General features: G+C 46.1%; 10 protein-coding genes. 6 read left to right on the top strand and 4 right to left on the bottom strand.

Annotated elements, in window-relative coordinates; translation table 11 throughout:
- The first annotated feature begins 196 nt into the window (after positions 1–196).
- The 4 genes from AAEO50_RS00870 to AAEO50_RS00885 all read left to right on the top strand — a co-directional run bounded on the left by AAEO50_RS00870 (position 197) and on the right by AAEO50_RS00885 (position 8,326).
- Positions 197–2,152: a fructose-specific PTS transporter subunit EIIC gene (locus AAEO50_RS00870; RefSeq protein WP_341979410.1), complete on the top strand. Its 1,956-nt coding sequence runs from the start codon at positions 197–199 to the stop codon at positions 2,150–2,152.
- A 138-nt stretch (positions 2,153–2,290) separates the two neighbouring features.
- Positions 2,291–4,927, top strand: coding sequence for a glycoside hydrolase family 38 C-terminal domain-containing protein (locus AAEO50_RS00875; RefSeq protein WP_341979412.1), 2,637 nt, complete (start codon positions 2,291–2,293; stop codon positions 4,925–4,927).
- A gap of 517 nt (positions 4,928–5,444) precedes the next feature.
- Positions 5,445–7,133, top strand: a complete 1,689-nt coding sequence (locus tag AAEO50_RS00880; RefSeq protein ID WP_341979414.1) for an alpha-amylase family glycosyl hydrolase — start codon at positions 5,445–5,447, stop codon at positions 7,131–7,133.
- A 68-nt stretch (positions 7,134–7,201) separates the two neighbouring features.
- Positions 7,202–8,326, top strand: coding sequence for a glycerate kinase (locus AAEO50_RS00885; protein ID WP_341979416.1), 1,125 nt, complete (start codon positions 7,202–7,204; stop codon positions 8,324–8,326).
- Between the two features lie 113 nt (positions 8,327–8,439).
- Here AAEO50_RS00885 and AAEO50_RS00890 read toward each other — a convergent pair whose 3' ends face one another.
- From AAEO50_RS00890 to AAEO50_RS00905, 4 genes are all read right to left on the bottom strand, one after another.
- On the bottom strand, positions 8,440–9,930 hold the full coding sequence (locus tag AAEO50_RS00890) for a sucrose-6-phosphate hydrolase (RefSeq protein ID WP_341979417.1): 1,491 nt from the start codon (positions 9,928–9,930) through the stop codon (positions 8,440–8,442).
- A gap of 426 nt (positions 9,931–10,356) precedes the next feature.
- Positions 10,357–11,748 carry a sucrose-specific PTS transporter subunit IIBC gene (locus AAEO50_RS00895; protein WP_341979418.1) on the bottom strand — a complete coding sequence of 464 codons (1,392 nt, stop codon included), beginning with the start codon at positions 11,746–11,748 and terminating at the stop codon, positions 10,357–10,359.
- 143 nt (positions 11,749–11,891) lie between these two features.
- The gene (locus AAEO50_RS00900) at positions 11,892–12,881 is read right to left on the bottom strand and encodes a LacI family DNA-binding transcriptional regulator (protein WP_341979419.1); all 990 of its coding nucleotides are present in this window, start codon (positions 12,879–12,881) and stop codon (positions 11,892–11,894) included.
- 150 nt (positions 12,882–13,031) lie between these two features.
- The gene (locus tag AAEO50_RS00905; protein ID WP_341979421.1) at positions 13,032–13,841 is read right to left on the bottom strand and encodes a nuclease-related domain-containing protein; all 810 of its coding nucleotides are present in this window, start codon (positions 13,839–13,841) and stop codon (positions 13,032–13,034) included.
- 198 nt (positions 13,842–14,039) lie between these two features.
- Between AAEO50_RS00905 and AAEO50_RS00910 the strand changes: the two genes are divergently transcribed.
- Both AAEO50_RS00910 and AAEO50_RS00915 read left to right on the top strand, forming a co-directional pair.
- Positions 14,040–15,971 (top strand): BglG family transcription antiterminator, encoded by a 1,932-nt coding sequence (locus AAEO50_RS00910; RefSeq protein ID WP_341979423.1) that lies wholly within the window; start codon positions 14,040–14,042, stop codon positions 15,969–15,971.
- 136 nt (positions 15,972–16,107) lie between these two features.
- A complete protein-coding gene (locus AAEO50_RS00915) occupies positions 16,108–18,048 on the top strand; it encodes a PTS fructose transporter subunit IIABC (protein ID WP_341979425.1) in 1,941 nt (646 codons plus the stop codon).
- Positions 18,049–18,051: the final 3 nt, after the last annotated feature.

Raw genomic sequence — 18,051 nt, forward strand, 5'->3', positions numbered from 1 at the left:
TGTAGTTATTAGCTGGTTCTAGCTGTTGATTGGAGTGGAAGACGAAGACTCCTGCGGAAGAAGTGGCCAATGTGAGACCCCGCAGGAGCGCATGCGACGAGGAGGCTCACGGGTCACCCGCGGAAAGCGAAGTCTTTCACGGAAATCAACAGCGGTGTTTAACACAGACAAATTTTTAATAGAGAGGTGAACCTCAATGGAATTAAGAAAAATGACAGATGAACAGCTTGTCATATTCGATGTGGATTCAACATCGAAGCAAGAGATTCTTCAAACTCTTGTCGAGGCATTATACCAAAAAGACATACTTACTTCTAAAGAAGATTTTTTACAAGCAGTACTTGAAAGGGAACAGATTTCGCCGACCGGACTCGAAGCAGGACTTGCGATTCCTCACGGGAAGAGCGGTTCCGTCAAGAAAGCTGCATTCGCCGTGGCAAGACTCAAAAATGGAATCGATACATGGGAAAGCATTGACCCGAACAATAAGGTGCAACTGGTTTTCCTACTGGCGATCCCGGATGCTGAAGCAGGCTCGACTCACTTAAGCGTACTATCCGAGCTGAGCACAAGGCTGATGGACAAAGCGTATGTCGACAACCTGATGAACGCAGCGACTCCGGCAGAATTTTTAGCAGCATTGGATCGCAAAGAAACAGTGGTTGAAGCACCTCAGGAATATACAAAAACGGTCCTTGCCATCACAGCATGTGCTGCAGGGATTGCACATACGTATATGTCGGCGGAGGCTTTGGAAAAAGCGGGCCGCGAGATGGGTATCCGCGTCCTCACCGAGAAACAGGGTGCGAACGGGATAGAAGATGCTCATAAAGGAGCTATTTTAAAAGAAGCGGATGCTGTCGTGTTTGCAACCGACATTGCTCCAAAGAACAAAGAACGATTCGCAGGGAAGCCATATGTGCAGACACGTGTGGCAGAGCCGTTGAAGCATGCAAAAGACATCCTGAACCGCGCATTAACGAACCCGGATGGAACAGTCGTTGGCGACGAAGGTGAAGAAGAGATGGCAGCATCATCTGGCAGCAAGCAAGGCTTACTTTCTGAAATAACGCAGGCGGTCATGACGGGTATCTCCTACATGATCCCGGTCCTTGTCGCAGCGGGTCTGATGATGGGAATCGCGAAACTGGCGGCAATGCCGTTTGGACTTGTAGACCAAATCCATGACATCAAATTTGCGACTCATTCGAACGAACTGTTCGTCATCCTGCATCACCTCGATAAATTCGGGGGCATGATCTTTAAGTTCATGTATCCGATCTTCGGTGCGTTCGTTGCGTATTCCATCGCCGACCGTGTCGGACTTGTCTCAGGTTTCATCGGAGGGGTTTTTGCCGCAGGACTTCATTACACATTCTGGGGAGTCGAAGGCGGTATTCCTTCAGGATTCCTGGGTGCATTGATTCTTGGTTTAACGGCCGGTTATGTCTCTAAATTCTTAAATGAAAAAATCAAGCTGAATAAAAATCTGATCGCCATGAAGCCGATGCTGATCATTCCGGCGATTTCGGTTCTGACGATTTTCTTCTTGAACTTTTATATTGTCGATCCTGTTTTCGGAGGATTGAATGCTTTACTAAGCGAATGGATCACGGCAGCTCAAGGCGCTGGAAACGTTGTATTGGCAAGTATCATTGCAGCGGCTACCGCGTTTGACCTTGGAGGACCGATCAACAAAGCCGCCGGTGCGATTGCAATCGGACTTGCAGCAGACCAGATTTACCCGCTGACGGCACGTGTGTTGGCAATTGTCATCCCGCCGATCGGATTGGGACTCGCAACGGTCATTGATAAATACGTTGTAGGACGCCGCGTATTTGACGCGAACCTGCGTGTAGCAGGGAACACTTCTTTACTGCTTGGTTTCATCGCGATCAGTGAAGGTGCGATTCCATTCATGCTGAGGAACCCGCTGATCACGATTCCGATCAACATCATCGGTGCCATACTTGGTGCTGTAACTGCAGTAACTCTAGGTGCCGTTCAATGGTATCCACTGCCGGCTGTATGGGGATGGCCGCTGGTTGAGAACATTTGGGCGTATCTGATCGGACTGGTTGTAGGTGCAGGATTTATCGCATTTGCAAATATCTTCATCCGATTTGCGATTTTGAAAAAGAACGAGAAATAAAGGAGTCCGCATGGGGAGGGACCGGTTTCCCGGTCCAGCCGACGCGGAGTGCCATCATTCTGAACATATACAATCATAAAAAGGGGGCCAGGGTCTATTTTGACCTGGACTCCTTTATCTATTATTGGAGGGAACATCATGAAGAAACGCGTCTACGTCGTACCACATTCCCATTGGGACCGCGAGTGGTATTTTACAATAGAAGATTCGAATGTATTGCTGGCAGAGAACCTGGATCATCTTATGGATGTTCTTGAAAAGAATGAAGAATACACAGGCTATGTATTCGATGCCCAGGCAAGTGTGATCGAGGAGTACTTGAAGGTCCGTCCGGAAAACAGGGACCGCCTAAAGGTGTTAGTGGAAGCAAAGAGAATATTCATCGGTCCGTGGTACACACAGACGGATTCGCTTCTGGTGCATAAGGAATCGATGATCCGCAACCTGCTTTATGGAACGAAGATTTCAAAGAGCTTCGGCCACAGCATGAACTGCGGCTACCTTCCGGATATTTTCGGGCAAAATCAGTATCTGCCTTCGATCTTTAAAGGGTTCGGCATTGATAACAGCGTGCTGCAGCGCGGGATTTACACTGACCAGTTGAAAGGGGACCTGAATTTTACATGGAAATCTCCTGACGGCGAAACGGTGAATGCGAATAACATCTATTTCGGGTATGGGCCGGGTAAATTCCTTGAAGCATCAGAGGAGTATAAAGAAGAGCGGTTGTTCCCGATTTTGGAGAAATTAGCTGAAATGAACACGAACAGTGACAATCTGTTGTTGCCGGCAGGCGGGGATCAGGTTCTCGTGCGTGAGCATTTTCCTGAAACGATCAAGAAGTTGAACGAAGACTCTGCGGAGTATGAATTTGTTTTGTCTGATTATGAGACGTTCATGAAGGATACGTGGGAAAATGGTGATGCTTTTTCTAATGTAATCGAAGGAGAGCTGACGGCTACCCAGAAATCCCGGATTCATAATACAATCCGTTCGCAGCGCTATGATATCAAGAAATTGAATTATGAGGTGGAGCATAAGATTTTGAATGTGCTGGAGCCTTTAGCGGTTATCGGCCAGTCACTGGGATTCCGTTATCCGCAAGCATGGCTTGACGGTATGTGGAAGCAGCTATTCGATGTCCATGCCCATGACAGCATCGGGGGATGTAACTCGGATGATACGAACCGCGACATCGTGCAGAGGTTGGAAAAGGTGGAGCGTATTGCCGATGGCTTGTTGAACATCTTGAAGAAGCAGATGACGGAAGCTGTTAGCAACAAGCTTGGTAAGGAAAATGTATTTGTTTTCTTTAATACGAATGCTTCGGTGTTCTCCGGATCGGTTGAAGCGGTACTGTTTACGAAGTCGAGCCATTTTAAGGTGAAGGATATGGCTGGCTCGGATGTTCCTGTCGAAGCGATCGACCAGGAGTATATCAGCGGCGGGAAGAAAATCGTCGTGACGGCAGAGGGCGAGAAGCAGGTTGAAGTGCCGGGTTATTACCGTACAGTGGTGATGGCTGAATTGAAGGACGTTCCGGCGCTTGGTTATAAGACGTTTGTGGTCGAGGAAGCGGAAGAAGGTATGAAGAAACTTGTAGAAGCTGAACAGACTTCTATCGAGAATGAGCATGTGAAAGTGGAGTTTGCAGATGGGAATGTGACGCTGACTAAGAAAGAAACGGGTGTTAAGATTCCGCAGCTTCTGCGCTTCGAAAATGTAGCAGATGCCGGGGATTCCTACGATTTCTCACCGCTTGAGGGAGACGAACCGATTCTTTTAGAAAATGGAGAGCTGCTTTCTGTTGAAACCGGCGGGCTTTCGCAAAAACTGATGATGAAGCATGAAGCACTCGTACCGGGTAACCTTGAAGACCGTCAAGCGGAGATCAACAGTGAATCATTAGTGATCATTTCGACTCTTGAGGTAAGAAAAGACGAGAAAGTGGTACGTGTTCAGCACAGTATCGATAACTCGGTTGAAGATCATCGGGTGCGTGTTTTGTTAAATACAGGCTTTGAAAATCCTGGAGCGTCGTTTGCCGATCAAGGATTCGGCTTGATTGAGCGCAATGCAGAGAATCCTTATATGAAGAACTGGAAAGAGAACGGTTTTGCAGAAGCTCCCGTACCGATTTACGCTCTTGAAAATTTTGCAGGCGTAACTGATGGAGATTCCACTTTTGCAGCGATCACAAGAGGCATCAAGGAGTATGAACTGGTTGGAGGAGAGCTTGCACTAACCCTGTTCCGAAGCGTCGGTCTGCTAGGAAAAGACGATTTAGCGTGGCGTCCTGGAAGAGCCTCAGGTATCAACAACAAAGTAGTCTACACACCTGATGCGCAAATGAAACAGCATATGGTATTTGAATACGGAATCTATGCCGGTGCTGCAGAGCCAGTTGCCTTGTTCGGTGAAATGGATCATTATATCGGGCGACATGTTTCGTATCAGAAACAGGCTCTGAATACATTTGAGGAACGCTTGGAGCGGTTTGAAATTCCTTATCCTGTGAAGGAGCTTGCTGATTCGATTTCGATATTGCAGGTGGATAATCCTTCTGTGGTGATGAGCAGTTGTAAGCGTGCGTATGATGATGGGGCAGTGGTTGTCCGGTTCTTTAATCCGACTGAAGAGGTTCAGAGGTTTAACTTGGGTACAGGTTGGAAGGACATTTCGGTTGTTAACCTTGCGGAGGAAGCGGTGCGGGAGCAGACTGGTACCGAATTCGAGATTGGTGCTAAGGGGCATGTGACTTTGAAGTTGTCGTAGGCTTCTTGGGAGAGGGGGACAGGTAAGTTGTCCCAGAAATTTTGAATGGCTGGGAAGCTGGACCTGTCCCTGCGTCCCAGAAAACCTGTCCCACCTAATAAAATTCGACAAGTTGCTCAATTATTTTGATTTAGGGCGCAATTATTTCTAAAGTGGCGCGATTACCTTGAAAGTGGCGCAATAAATTCAGAAGTGGCGCAATTATCCTTAAAAGTGGCTCAAATAAGGATGAATGCTTGGCGTTATTAAGATGCAAATGAGAAATTTTAAATAAAACAATCATAAAATAACGAAATAAGGGCGTAACGGATAAATATATATACAGTTTGGTGCAGCGCGAGTGTTTTTTTTGAAAAAAAGATCCCAGTCAATCTGATATGGATATGGTAATGGTCCGTGAACCAGCAATAGAGTAAGGGACCTGTCAAGTAACCAAACCACAAATTACACTATAATGCTTTAACGTGGTCTGGGACGGGCCTTCAAATTAAAAAATCTATCCCAAGAAGGTGAAGGCATGACAAAAAACGAATTACTAACAAACATCGAAAAAAGGCTAAGAACCATTTACGGTGAAGACTTCAAAGAAAAGTACATGGCTTCTTTTAACGAACTGGTAGGAAGGTGGAGCACTCATTCGTTTGAAAAAGCAACACCTGTCTCCGAAGAAAACGTCTACCTGATCACATACGGCGACAGCATCTATGAAGAAGGAAAACCGACGCTTGAGTCGCTGCGCTCTTTTTTAAACGAAAAAGTGAAGGGGACGGTCACGGATGTCCACCTGCTTCCGATGTTCCCGTACACATCGGATGACGGATTTTCGGTCGTGGATTACCGCCAGGTCGATCAGAAGCTGGGTGACTGGGAGAACATCGAGGAGCTTTCAAAGGATTATCGCCTCATGTTTGATTTCGTGGCCAATCATATCTCTAAGTCCAGCGAATGGTTCCAGGGATACCTGAACGGCGATGAAAAATACCAGCATTATTTTATCCCGAGAGATGACTCGTTCGATGCAAGTGAAGTGGTCCGTCCCCGGACGTCACCGCTACATCACGAATACGAAGGGAATAATGGAGTGAAAACGGCCTGGACCACGTTCAGTGAAGATCAGGTTGACGTCAACTTCCGCCATTTTCCGGTGCTGGTTGAAATGACGGAGATCCTTTTGGAATATGCAAGCAAAGGCGGGACAAGCATCCGCCTCGATGCGATCGGGTTCATCTGGAAGGAGTCCGGCACGACATCCATTCACTTGCCGCAGGCGCATGAAATCATCAAGCTGTGGAGGGACGTTGTCGACTATTTCAAACCGAACACGCAGATTATTACGGAGACGAATGTCCCTCATAAAGAAAACATCAGTTATTTCGGTGACGGAACCGACGAAGCCAATATGGTCTATCAATTTTCCCTCCCGCCGTTGGTGCTGTATTCACTGACAACTCATAATGGTGAAAAGCTGACGGAATGGGCGAAGACGATTGATACTGTATCGGATACCGCGACATACTTCAATTTCCTTGCCAGTCACGACGGAATCGGGATGCGTCCTACGGAAGGGATCCTGACCGAGGACGAGAAACAGATGCTTGTTGAAAAAGTGAAGGAAAACGGCGGCCGTGTGTCGTATAAAGCCAATAGTGACGGCAGTCAGTCTGTTTATGAATTGAACATTAATTATTCCGAAGCGCTTGTGAATAAGGGCGAGGACGCGACGGAAGAAGCGGAAGTGGCGAAAATGCTCGCAGCCCACTCGATTCTCTTGTCATTTGTTGGCGTTCCTGCGATTTATTATCATTCGCTCCTAGGTTCTCAAAATTACGAGGCAGGTGTGGAAGAGTCGGGCATCAATCGCCGGATCAATCGTGAGAAGCTTGAACTTGGAAACATCCTGGCGGAATTGGAATCAGATTCCCGCCGCAAAGGCATTTTCGAAGGACTGCAAAACATGATCGCAATCCGTCAAAAAGAATCAGCGTTTTCTCCTTATGCGGGACAGGAAGTACTGGATCTGGGTGAAAACCTGTTTGGTCTAAAACGTATCAACGCTGATACTGGGGAAGAGATAACGTTCGTCGTGAATCTGGATTCACGCACCGTTGAGGTCGAACTCCCTAAGCCTGGTACGGATCTAGTAACGGGAAAAGAAATGAGCGAAGCTGTCGAGCTGGAGCCTTATCAGTTTGTGTGGATTAAATAAGGTATAAATTTACCGGTGCTGGCGGCTGAGAAAGGCTTCCGGCACCTTTTATTAGGAGCGTGTAAAATATGAAATATCTAATAGCATCTGATTCCTTCAAAGATTCGCTTTCAGCCTATGAAGTCGGGGAGGCGGCGCGGGAAGGGATCGTTTCGGCGGTTCCTGAAGCAAGCGTCGTGATTTCGCCGATGGCGGATGGAGGGGAAGGAACGATTGATGCGCTGCTGGCGTGTATGAATGGAGTGGAAAAAGAAGTGGTGGTTCATGATCCGTTGATGAATCCCATTCCAGTCAGCTATATTGTGCTCGATGAAGATACCGTTTTTATTGAGAGCGCACGCAGCAGCGGACTTCCGCTTGTTCCTTTTGAAAAACGCAATCCGATGAAAACCAATACCTATGGGCTTGGAGAACAGATTCGGGATGCGGTGCAGAGCGGCTACCGAAACATTGTCATTTCCCTTGGCGGCAGCGCAACGAATGATGGCGGCGTGGGGATGCTGCAGGCGCTTGGGTGGAAGTTTTATGACCGGGATGGAAAACTGATTGGGAATGAAGATAATCCACTGTTGAAAGTGGCTTCTTTTCTAGATGATGAACGACTTCCCGGGCTCGAGCAATGCACGTTCACGATTGCCAGCGATGTGACGAATCCGTTTTATGGATTGCAGGGTGCTGCGTATATTTTCGGAAAACAAAAAGGTGCCACTGATAGGGATATTATTGAGTTGGACAAGTGTCTGGTGAACATCGCTGGCTTATTTGAAAAAGCATACGGCATCAATCTTCAGCAGGTTGAAGGGGCCGGAGCTGCCGGCGGGCTTGGAGGCGGAATAGCCGCAGGGCTGAAAGGTGTTCTTCAATCCGGGGTAGAAACGATCTCGAAACTTACAAAGTTAGAAGAAAAAGTTGTTGAAGCGGATGTCATTTTTACCGGAGAAGGCAGTCTCGATAAGCAGTCCCTGATGGGGAAGGTGCCCGTCGGCGTAGCAAAACTTGCGAAGAAGCACGGTAAAAAGGTGATTGGAATAGCCGGCAGAGTGGATACAGATTTGGGAGAAGTGAATCAGTATTTGGACGCGGTTTTTTCCATTCAGACCGAATGCAGAACCTTGGAAGATTCCCTTACGAAAGGTGTGTCGAGCAAGCAGGTGCGGACGACGGTGGAGCAGGTTGTCAGGTTAATAAAATAGTAATCAAAAAAGCCGCAGAGAAGAATCTTCTGCGGCTTTTCTAACGCTCACGATTGACGTTGCATATGAAGCTGGATTTAGATGGCTAAAATCTTCAGATAACCAACCACTTTTTAAAGTGAGTTCTTCCCCATCAACGGATACTTTGTGTACCTGCAATCCAGGCTGCCATCAGCAAACACCTTGATCCCCGTAGACTCTTTCATCGGGAATACTCTCGATGTAAAAACGACTTCCCCATCATTGATGAATATTTCAGCGATACTTCTGTCAACAAAGATTTGGATGTTGACGGCGTCCCCGATTTCAAGCTCTGAACTTCTCTCATATCCATATTCCCCTCCGAACTTTTCTTCGAAGTTTTCACGATTCAAGGTGACGGCCTTTTCGGCACGGTTGAATTTCAGCACCAGTCCTTCTTTTTCAGAGGAGAAAAGTTCGATACCGAATGTATCGGATTCAATTGCATCCAAGGTGATTTCCAGCTCATATTGCTCGCAGTCCGAACACAATACTTTGCTTTCACGATACAGTCTTAGTTCCGCTGATTCTGCCTGCTTTCTAAGCTTCTTCAATTCCCGTGCCGGCTTTTGAACGAGCTTGCCGTCCACAATATCAAGCTTCCGCGGGATGGTCAGGCAATGCGCCCACTCCTCTTTGTCAGAAGGGTAGTCCATCTCACCCATGCCGGCCCATCCGAACAGGAGTCGTTCCTTGTTTTTTCCTTCAAAGGTTTGAGGGGCATAGAAGTCAAAGCCCTTGTCCAGTTCGTGGTGGCTCCCGACCTTGAATGTCAGATTCTCGATATCCATTTCACCAAGAACGTAGATGACATTATAAAGATTTTGATACGTATGTTCTTCCGCCTCCAGTCCCTGAGGTGAAACAACGAGCACATCCTGCCCGTTCAATTCAAAGTAGTCGGGGCACTCGAGCATGTAGCAGGATTCCGGTAAGTTCAGGTCCAGATCCAATTCGCCTTTAAATGTCCAGTCCCGCGCATTGCTTGATTCGTAGACGATGATGGCACCGGTCAGATTCGTACGCTGTGCACCGAGCAGCATATAATAGGTATCGTTTTTCTTAAATACCTTCGGATCGCGGACATGCCCTGTATAGCCTGCAGGAACTCCTTCGATAATCGGGTTATTTTCATGTTTTCGGATATTCCCGTCCTTGTCCATGATGGCCAGACATTGATTCGCTGACCGCTCCTCGGCGTTGTATTTGATATTGCCGGTGTAATAGAGATAGAGTTCTCCGTCAATTTCAATGGATGCTCCGGAATAGGCACCGTGCGACTCATACTCTTCAACAGGTACAAGGGCTGTCGGAAGTCTTTCCCAATCCACTAAATCAGCAGATTTCACGTGCGCCCAGTGCTTCATGCCGTGTATTGCACCGAACGGATACCATTGATAAAAGACGTGGAACTCACCATTAAAGTAAGCGAGTCCATTCGGGTCGTTCAGCAGGCCGTACCCGGGGTGAATATGATAGGCAGGCTTCCACGTAGAAGACGCGGATTTTTCCTGCAGCTGCTCGGGCTCATTTTCTTTAGCATCAAGGATGGTGCGGTATTTAGGTTCGGTGTATCTATTCATGTGTGTCAAATTCCTTTCGTTAAAGAGATTTTCCCTTGCGCGGGAAGAATCGACTATAAATGGTTTTATTTGAAAGTGTCAGGTTGGTTTCGATTGTATAGGGTCAATTTCGACATAAGAATGAAAACTTTCGATAAAAGAAACCGGATTTTTGAAAATAAATCTTTTGATTTCGATAATAAATGTTTCTTTTTCGATAATAAAATGCAAAATGGCCGTTCGGGGACTGCCGGAAGTCCCTCATTACAGGCTGGCACGCCTTATCGTAGGACCAAATAACCTAATGAAGCAAAATATAAAGTGAAACGCATCAGTTTTTACTGTGAAAAATCAAAAATTCGCCCAAATAACACCAGAATCCGGTCTATATAAAGAAAAGCAGGCAAGTGAACCCCACTAACCTGCTTTTATCAAATTTTTATTAAATCAAACTTCCTTCTTATCAGAATATCCAAACATCCATGTCAGGACAAATGCAACTCCGATCGCGACAACGTTGATCAGGATATATTGGAGAATCTGTCCGTTCAGGTAGAGAAGGGTACCCGGGATGACCGTGATGGCCATGCCCGTTGCTTTCAGTCCCATGATGGAAGCGAGGAATCCTCCGACTCCGCCTCCGATGAGGGCCATGACGAATGGCTTTCCGTAGCGCAGGTTCACACCGAAGATGGCTGGTTCCGTGATGCCAAGGAATGCTGAAAGGGAAGATGGTAAAGCCAGTGCCTTCAGTTTCTTGGACTTTGTCTTTAAACCAACTGCCAGTGCCGCGCCGCCTTGTGCTGCAATCGAGCAGGTGATGATGGCGTTGTACGGGTTATTTCCGTATTTCGCCAGCAGTTGAATCTCGAGCATGTTAAAGATGTGGTGGATCCCAGTGACGACGATGATCTGGTTGAGTCCGCCGATTAGGAGTCCGCTGATGCCGAATGGCCATTCAAGGACTGCGATTGTTCCATCCAGGATGATGGTTTCAAGGCTGTGGAAGATAGGTCCGATCACAAATAAAGCCAGCGTGATCATGATCAGCAGCGTCAGGAATGGTGTGACAATTAAATCCAGCGCTTCTGGTGTGCGTTTTCGTATTTGTTTTTCCAGCTTTGCACCCAGGATTCCGGCGATGAAGGCTGGGAGAACGGAGCCTTGATACCCGACGACCGGGATGAATCCGAAAAATTCAAGCGGCTGAACGTCCCCGCCAGCGACTCCCCATGCGTTCGGAAGGGATGGGCTGACAAGCATCAATCCGAGGACCATTCCGACAATCGGTGTTCCGCCGAATACTCTGAACGTGGACCAGGCTACCAGGGCAGGCAAGAAAATAAAGGCCGTATCAGTCAGGATCTGCGTGAATAAAATAAAATTCTGGGATATATCGTCCGGCGTCATTCCAAAGAAGGCCAATATTTGCTCCTGCATGACAAGTCCGCGCAACCCCATGAAAAGCCCGGTGGCCACAAGTACCGGAATGATCGGTACAAAGACGTCACCAAAGGTACGAATTGCCCGTTGGAACGCATTTCCGCTTTTCGCGGCTTCTTTCGACTGCTCACCCTTCGTCGAACCTGAAACCCCTAAGTTTCTCACTTCTTCATAGATACGGTTTACAGTCCCGGTTCCGAATATGATTTGATATTGACCGGAGTTGAAGAATGCGCCTTTCACTTTATCCGTATTTTCTACAGCTTCTTGATCTATTTTTTCTTTGTCTTTCACCATGATTCGTAAACGAGTTGCACAATGGGCGACAGAAAGGATGTTATCTTCGCCGCCGACTCCCGCTAGAATATCTTCTGCGATTTTTCTATTCTCTGACATCGTTTCTCCTCCTTTGTTCATATGTGTAATCGATTTCATACAAGTAGAAAATAAAAGTATCGGCAAATAGGATGCCCATACAAAAGAACTTTGTGTAATCGATTACACATACGGCATATCGTTATGTAATCGATTACATAGAATTATACACTATCTTTTTTTACTAGTCCATAGTCTAATACAATTTTGCTGGTAGGGATGTTTTTTTGATTGATCAGGGATAGGATCAGGTTTGCCGCTTCCTGTCCAGCTTTGTTGTATTGAAAATCGACGGTTGTCAGGGATGGCGTTACGTATTGAGATAATTCTGATGCACCGACTCCTGTCAAGGCCATGTCCTCGGGGATCCGCAATCCAGCTTCTTTGATATAATTCATTGCCCCGATGGCCAGCCGGTCTGTAACGGCAAACACCGCAGTGGGACGCTGAGCTGATTCTTCTATCATATTCTTCATAGCCTGGTAACCCGATTCCACATCGAAAAAGGCGGTCTGAATCCAATGCTCCTCAATTGGTAGTCCATGCTTTTCCATAGCGGCAAGATACCCTTTTTTCCTCAACAAACCAACGGCGCGATCAGATTCACTCACTCCGATAAACGCGACTTTTTCGTGCCCTTTTTCGATTAAGTACTCGATCATGTCTTGAGTCGCCATGATTTCATTGAACACAACGGATGGGGTGTCCGGCATATCCTGTCCGACGACTACGAATGGAATCTTCAATTTCTGGATTTCCTCCACCAGCTGTTCACTCGTGTTTGTCGCAGAAAGAATGATTCCTTCAACATCCCTGCTTTTCAGGAGCTTCAGGAACTCTATTTCCTTTTCGGCACTTAAATTCGTATTTGCCAGCAAAAGCTGATAACCCTCCGCGGCAAGCACGCGGTCAAGCCCATTCACCATCCGGCTTGTCGTCTCGGAACCAAGCTTCGGCAAGATTACACCGATTACCTTCGTCTTCTTCGTCCGCAGCGACTTCGCATTCTCACTTGGGACATAACCCGTTTCTTCTATTACTTTAAGAATCCTTTCCCGCGCTTCTTCGCTTACATACCCGGAATCGTTCAGCATCCGGGAAACCGTCGCGCTGGAAACGTTTGCCCTTTTGGCCACTTCTTTGATTGTAATCAAGTGAAGTCCTCCTCGTCATTACTCATGCATTTATTTTACATAATGAGCGGGGAGATTGGAAGGTCGGGATTTTTGGAGGTTACAGCGAACTGTGCGCTCCTGTCCCTCAGGCTCCTTCCTCTTGAATCCTTACTATATTGTCTTTTGATGTTAATAACAGTAGACGTTTCCCTTGAATTTCTTATTAGAGAGACAATACTGCTTCACCTTTACGGACACTTGTTTGCTGCATACTATGCAAGCAGCGTTGACGGCCGATGTCCGTTCCGGTTGCCTGTCGCTTTTTAATTTGAGTGTATGTTCTACTCTAGCTTTTTGATCGATGATATTTGCCTTAGAAATAGCATGATAAATGTTTGAAATATCACTGTCACTCAGCAAAGGCTCTTTATGTTGAATTTTTAAGACGGATACTTTTCTATGAATATATTCTGATAACTCAATATCATAGACAATCAGTTCATTCGATGCTATTTTTCGGTAATCCAGGTCAACCTTGAAGGTACATCTTTTCGTAAAGGAAACCATTGAAATAAATAAATGGCGGTATTTTTCATGGATGAGTGCCTTTAACGCTTCGATGTGCCCGTAATTTTGGACAAAGGGGTTCATCATTTTAAACTTCCCATTCACCAGCCACGTTTTCCGGTCTTTCCCGCCATAAATCGTACCCTGATAATTTTTCGTTTCAATCGTAAAGATCCCGTATGGTGTGAAAACAACATGATCAATTTGAGAGTACCCCGATTTCGCCTTTGGATTTCTCACGAGAAGGTCGCTCAAGTAGAGGCAATCCTTTGGGAGTTGATCGAGCTGGATATCAATCTTGTATTCTCCCAGTTCGCCTTTTCTGGCGGCAATCGCTTCGTTCATCTCTTTGGGTAATTGAGCTGCTTTTTTCTTTTGTTTGAGCTGTGGAACCTCTTTTTTCTTTTTAAGAAAGTTTAAGAGTCGTAACATCATTTCCTCCTTTATGTTTCGTAAGGCTGCTATATGTGTAATATCGGTCTATACAAAGGAGTTTTTTACTTGGGTCTTTTCGATGTATACAAGCGAGCTAATCCCCTTGGGTGTCCGGTTGATTTTACTTTTTTATATGAGAAAAGTATCATAAGATAGAAATCTTTTTGCCTGTCTCATAATAAAGAAGGTGGAACAATGAATGAGAGACAACAGAAAATTATACGAATCCTTTTAAGTCAGGCCAATCAATTCTTGCTTGTTAAGGATTTAACGGATGAATTGAATTGTTCTGAAAAAACGGTGCGAAATGATTTAAAGGTGATTGAGTCATATACAGAGGATTATGCATCAGCTGTTTTGATACGAAAACCAGGTCTGGGGATTTGTATTGAGATTAATGAAGATGATAAATCAAGGTTATATAAAGAACTTCAGGCAATGAGTTCAAAGGGAAATACGTTTGAAGATGAGGAGAGGCTGGTTCGAATAGCTTATCATCTTCTGATGAGCTTGAAGTCTGTTACCGTTCAAGACCTTATGACCAGTTATTATGTCGGTAAGTCTGTCATCCGAAAAGATATAGAACAAATTGAAATGTGGTTAAGTCGTTTCGACTTGTTACTGGAGTCTAAGCAGAAGGTTGGCTTGACCTTAGAAGGAACAGAAAAGAATAAGCGGTTGGCGCTGTCACGGTTGTCTGAACTGGTCCGATCGGAAGAAACCAGTGCATTTTTGAAGAAGCAATTTGCTCCTTATGAAGTCAATGGGGTTGTGTCTGGGCTGAGGGAGCTGCAGAAGAACCATTCCCTGGCTTTTACCGATGATTCTTTTGATCGAATCGTGATCCACACACTCATGATGGTCAAGAGAACAAAACTTCACCAATTCATCGCGCTGTCGGATGCTGAAATTTCGTTTGTGAAAAAGCAAAAGGAATTTAGTTGGACAGGCGAATTGCTTGAGACACTGGAGAGGTTCTTTTCGGTTCGTTTTCCAGAAGAAGAAAGGGCTTATTTGACGCTGCACTTCCTTGGAGGGAAATTTCTGCACAGGGATCGTGATGATTTAGAAGGTACCGACGAACTTCTATCAATGATGATAAATGAACTGGTGGGAAGTCTTTCCGAGTCGAACGGGGTTGAGTTTAAGGGGGATGCAGAATTACTGAATGGACTGCACGTTCACCTGTATTCAACGCTTAATCGTTTGAAGCATGGCCTGCCTGTGTCGAATGTGATGCTTCAGGAAATCAAGAACATGTATCCTTATATGTTTGATCAGATCCTGTTTGCGTTGGAAGGGATCAATCAAACTCTTCCTGTCGAGATTCCTGAAGAGGAGGCTGCCTATTTAACACTGCATTTCCAGGCCTCCCTGGAGCGGCTCAAGAATCAGCATCTGGCTGTGAAGAAGGTTGTCGTTGTCTGCCATATGGGGATCGGGATGTCTCAATTGCTGAGGACAAAGATTGAACGTAAATTCCACACCTTGCAAGTTATAGACTGCATAGCCCATTCGGAATTACAGACATTTGCCGGAAAGCATGAGATAGACTTCATCATTAGCACCGTCCCTCTCGAACGTGTGAAGATACCACATATTGTCGTGTCGCCTCTGCTGGAAAAAGGTGAAGAAAATCGTCTCCAACAATGGGTCAAGCAGCTTGACAGACCTGAAGGGGCAAGTGGTGAATCGGTTCTATTAAGTTATACGAATCCCTTTCTGGTATTTCTTCATCTCGATGAAACAAATAAATATGATATCATCAAGAAACTGTCAAACGATCTTTACAAAAAAGGATACGTCGAAAAAGAGTACATGGAAAGCTCTATGATCCGCGAACGAATGGCTGCGACGACGGTGGGCGCAGGAATTGCGATACCCCATGGAAACCCCAGGTTCATCAGGCAATCCGTGATGGCTGTTGCGACTTTAAAAGAACCGGTTGAATGGGGTGAAGAAAAAGTTTCTCTCGTCTTTATGCTGGCTGTCAAAAATGATAAACAGGAAAAAGTGAAACAGTTATTCAGGGAAATCTCCCAGTTAAGTGAAAATCCCGGTCAGATCCAATCTCTTCTAAAGGAAACCGATCGGATGCAATTCTTATCCTCCTTACAAGGGGAATGAAGCAAGGTGCCTGAGCCTTGCTTTTTATTTTTTTGCCGTTTTACCGGAGGCTCCGGTAAAAGAAAGGACTTTATGTGCTGAAACAAAGGTGTACAGTATATGTAAGCGATTACGAAACAGATAAGGAGATTGAGAGATGAAACTACTAGCCATCACATCTTGTCCGAATGGAATCGCCCACACCTACATGGCCGCTGAAAATCTGGAAAAAGCGGCAAAAGAGCTGGGCGTCCAATTAAAAGTAGAAACACAGGGCTCGATCGGAGTCGAAAACGAATTTTCAACGAAAGATATCGAAGAAGCAGACGGCATTATCATTGCTGCAGATAAAACGGTCAATAAAGATCGATTCCACGGTAAAAAAGTATTAGTTGCAGGCGTGCAGGACGGTATCCGCAAGCCTGAACAGCTTATTCAAAAAGTCATGAGCGGAGAGGTGCCGGTGCATCATGCTGCCGCTGGAGATGAGAAGAAGGAGAATGGCAAGAAGGAAAATCCGGTCTACCGTCATTTAATGAATGGTGTATCCTATATGATCCCCTTCATTGTAATTGGAGGATTGTTGATTGCCGTTGCGTTGACGATGGGCGGGGTGAAGACACCAGGCGGCCTCTCCATTCCTGAAGATTCATTCTGGAAAAGCATCGAAGCGATTGGTGGAGCTTCCTTTACCTTCATGGTGCCGATCCTTGCAGGGTTCATTGCATACAGCATTGCAGACCGACCGGGTCTTGCTCCGGGTGTAGTCGGAGGTTATATTGCTGCAAATGGAAGTTTCTATGGCAGTGAAGCGGGGGCAGGTTTCATTGGTGGAATCATCGCCGGTTTCCTTGCAGGTTATGTGGCGCTCTTAATTAAGAAGATCAAAGTTCCTAAGGCGCTTCAGCCTATTATGCCGATCATCATCATTCCGGTACTGGCATCACTCATTGTCGGACTTGCATTTGTATTTCTGATCGGTGCACCTGTAGCGGGAGTATTCACCGTGTTAACGGACTGGCTTGCAGGCATGCAGGGGACGAGCTCTATCTTACTGGCGTTGATCCTCGGTGCAATGATCTCATTTGACATGGGCGGCCCGGTCAACAAGGTAGCCTTCCTTTTCGGTTCTGCTATGATTGCAGAAGGAAACTATGAAATCATGGGGCCGATCGCCGTTGCCATCTGTATCCCGCCGATTGGGATGGGCCTGGCGACTTTTATCGGAAAGAAGAAGTTCCAGCCGGCTGAAAGAGAAACAGGAAAAGCCTCCTTTACAATGGGTCTATTTGGAATAACAGAGGGAGCAATCCCGTTTGCTGCGCAAGATCCGCTGCGAGTGATTCCGAGTATTATGGTAGGCTCAATGACAGGTTCCGTCATCGCCATGCTCGGTCATGTAGGCGACCGGGTGGCTCACGGGGGACCGATTGTAGCGGTTCTTGGTGCGGTCGACAATGTAGTCATGTTCTTCGTCGCCGTTATCGTGGGGGCCATTGTTACTGCATTAGTAGTGAATCTATTAAAAAAAGATGTCTATGAGCCTGAACCCCACAGCGGAGCAAAAGGTGGAGAGACCCAACCCGCACGAAAAGAAGAGAAAGAACAGATGATGCAGACCAAAGCGGAAATAAGTGACATTAACAAATTAACGGATATCACTAATCTTAACCTTATTAACATTGACTTGAGCGGGTCCACTCGTGATGATGTGATTGACGAGATGATCCAAATGTTAAAACAAACAGGAAGTATAAGCTCTTCAGTGGCATTCAAAGAAGCAATTATCAGTCGTGAAGAGGAAAGTAGCACCGGTATCGGCATGAACATTGCCATTCCTCATGGAAAATCCGATGCTGTGAAAAAGCCAAGTGTGGTCTTCGGCATCAAAAAGGATGGAGTCGATTGGAACAGCTTGGATGGTTCCGAAGCAAAGTTGATCTTTATGATTGCCGTTCCGAAAGAAAGTGAAGGCAATGAGCATTTGAAGATTCTGCAACTACTGTCCCGCCAATTGATGGATGAGGAGTATCGCGAGAAATTGATGAATGTGAAGAGCAGGGAAGAAGCATATACGTTGTTGGAAGAAGTTAAATGATTG

The sequence above is a fragment of the Rossellomorea oryzaecorticis genome (assembly GCF_038405515.1).
In the GTDB taxonomy this organism is placed as follows: Bacteria; Bacillota; Bacilli; order Bacillales; family Bacillaceae_B; genus Rossellomorea; species Rossellomorea oryzaecorticis_A.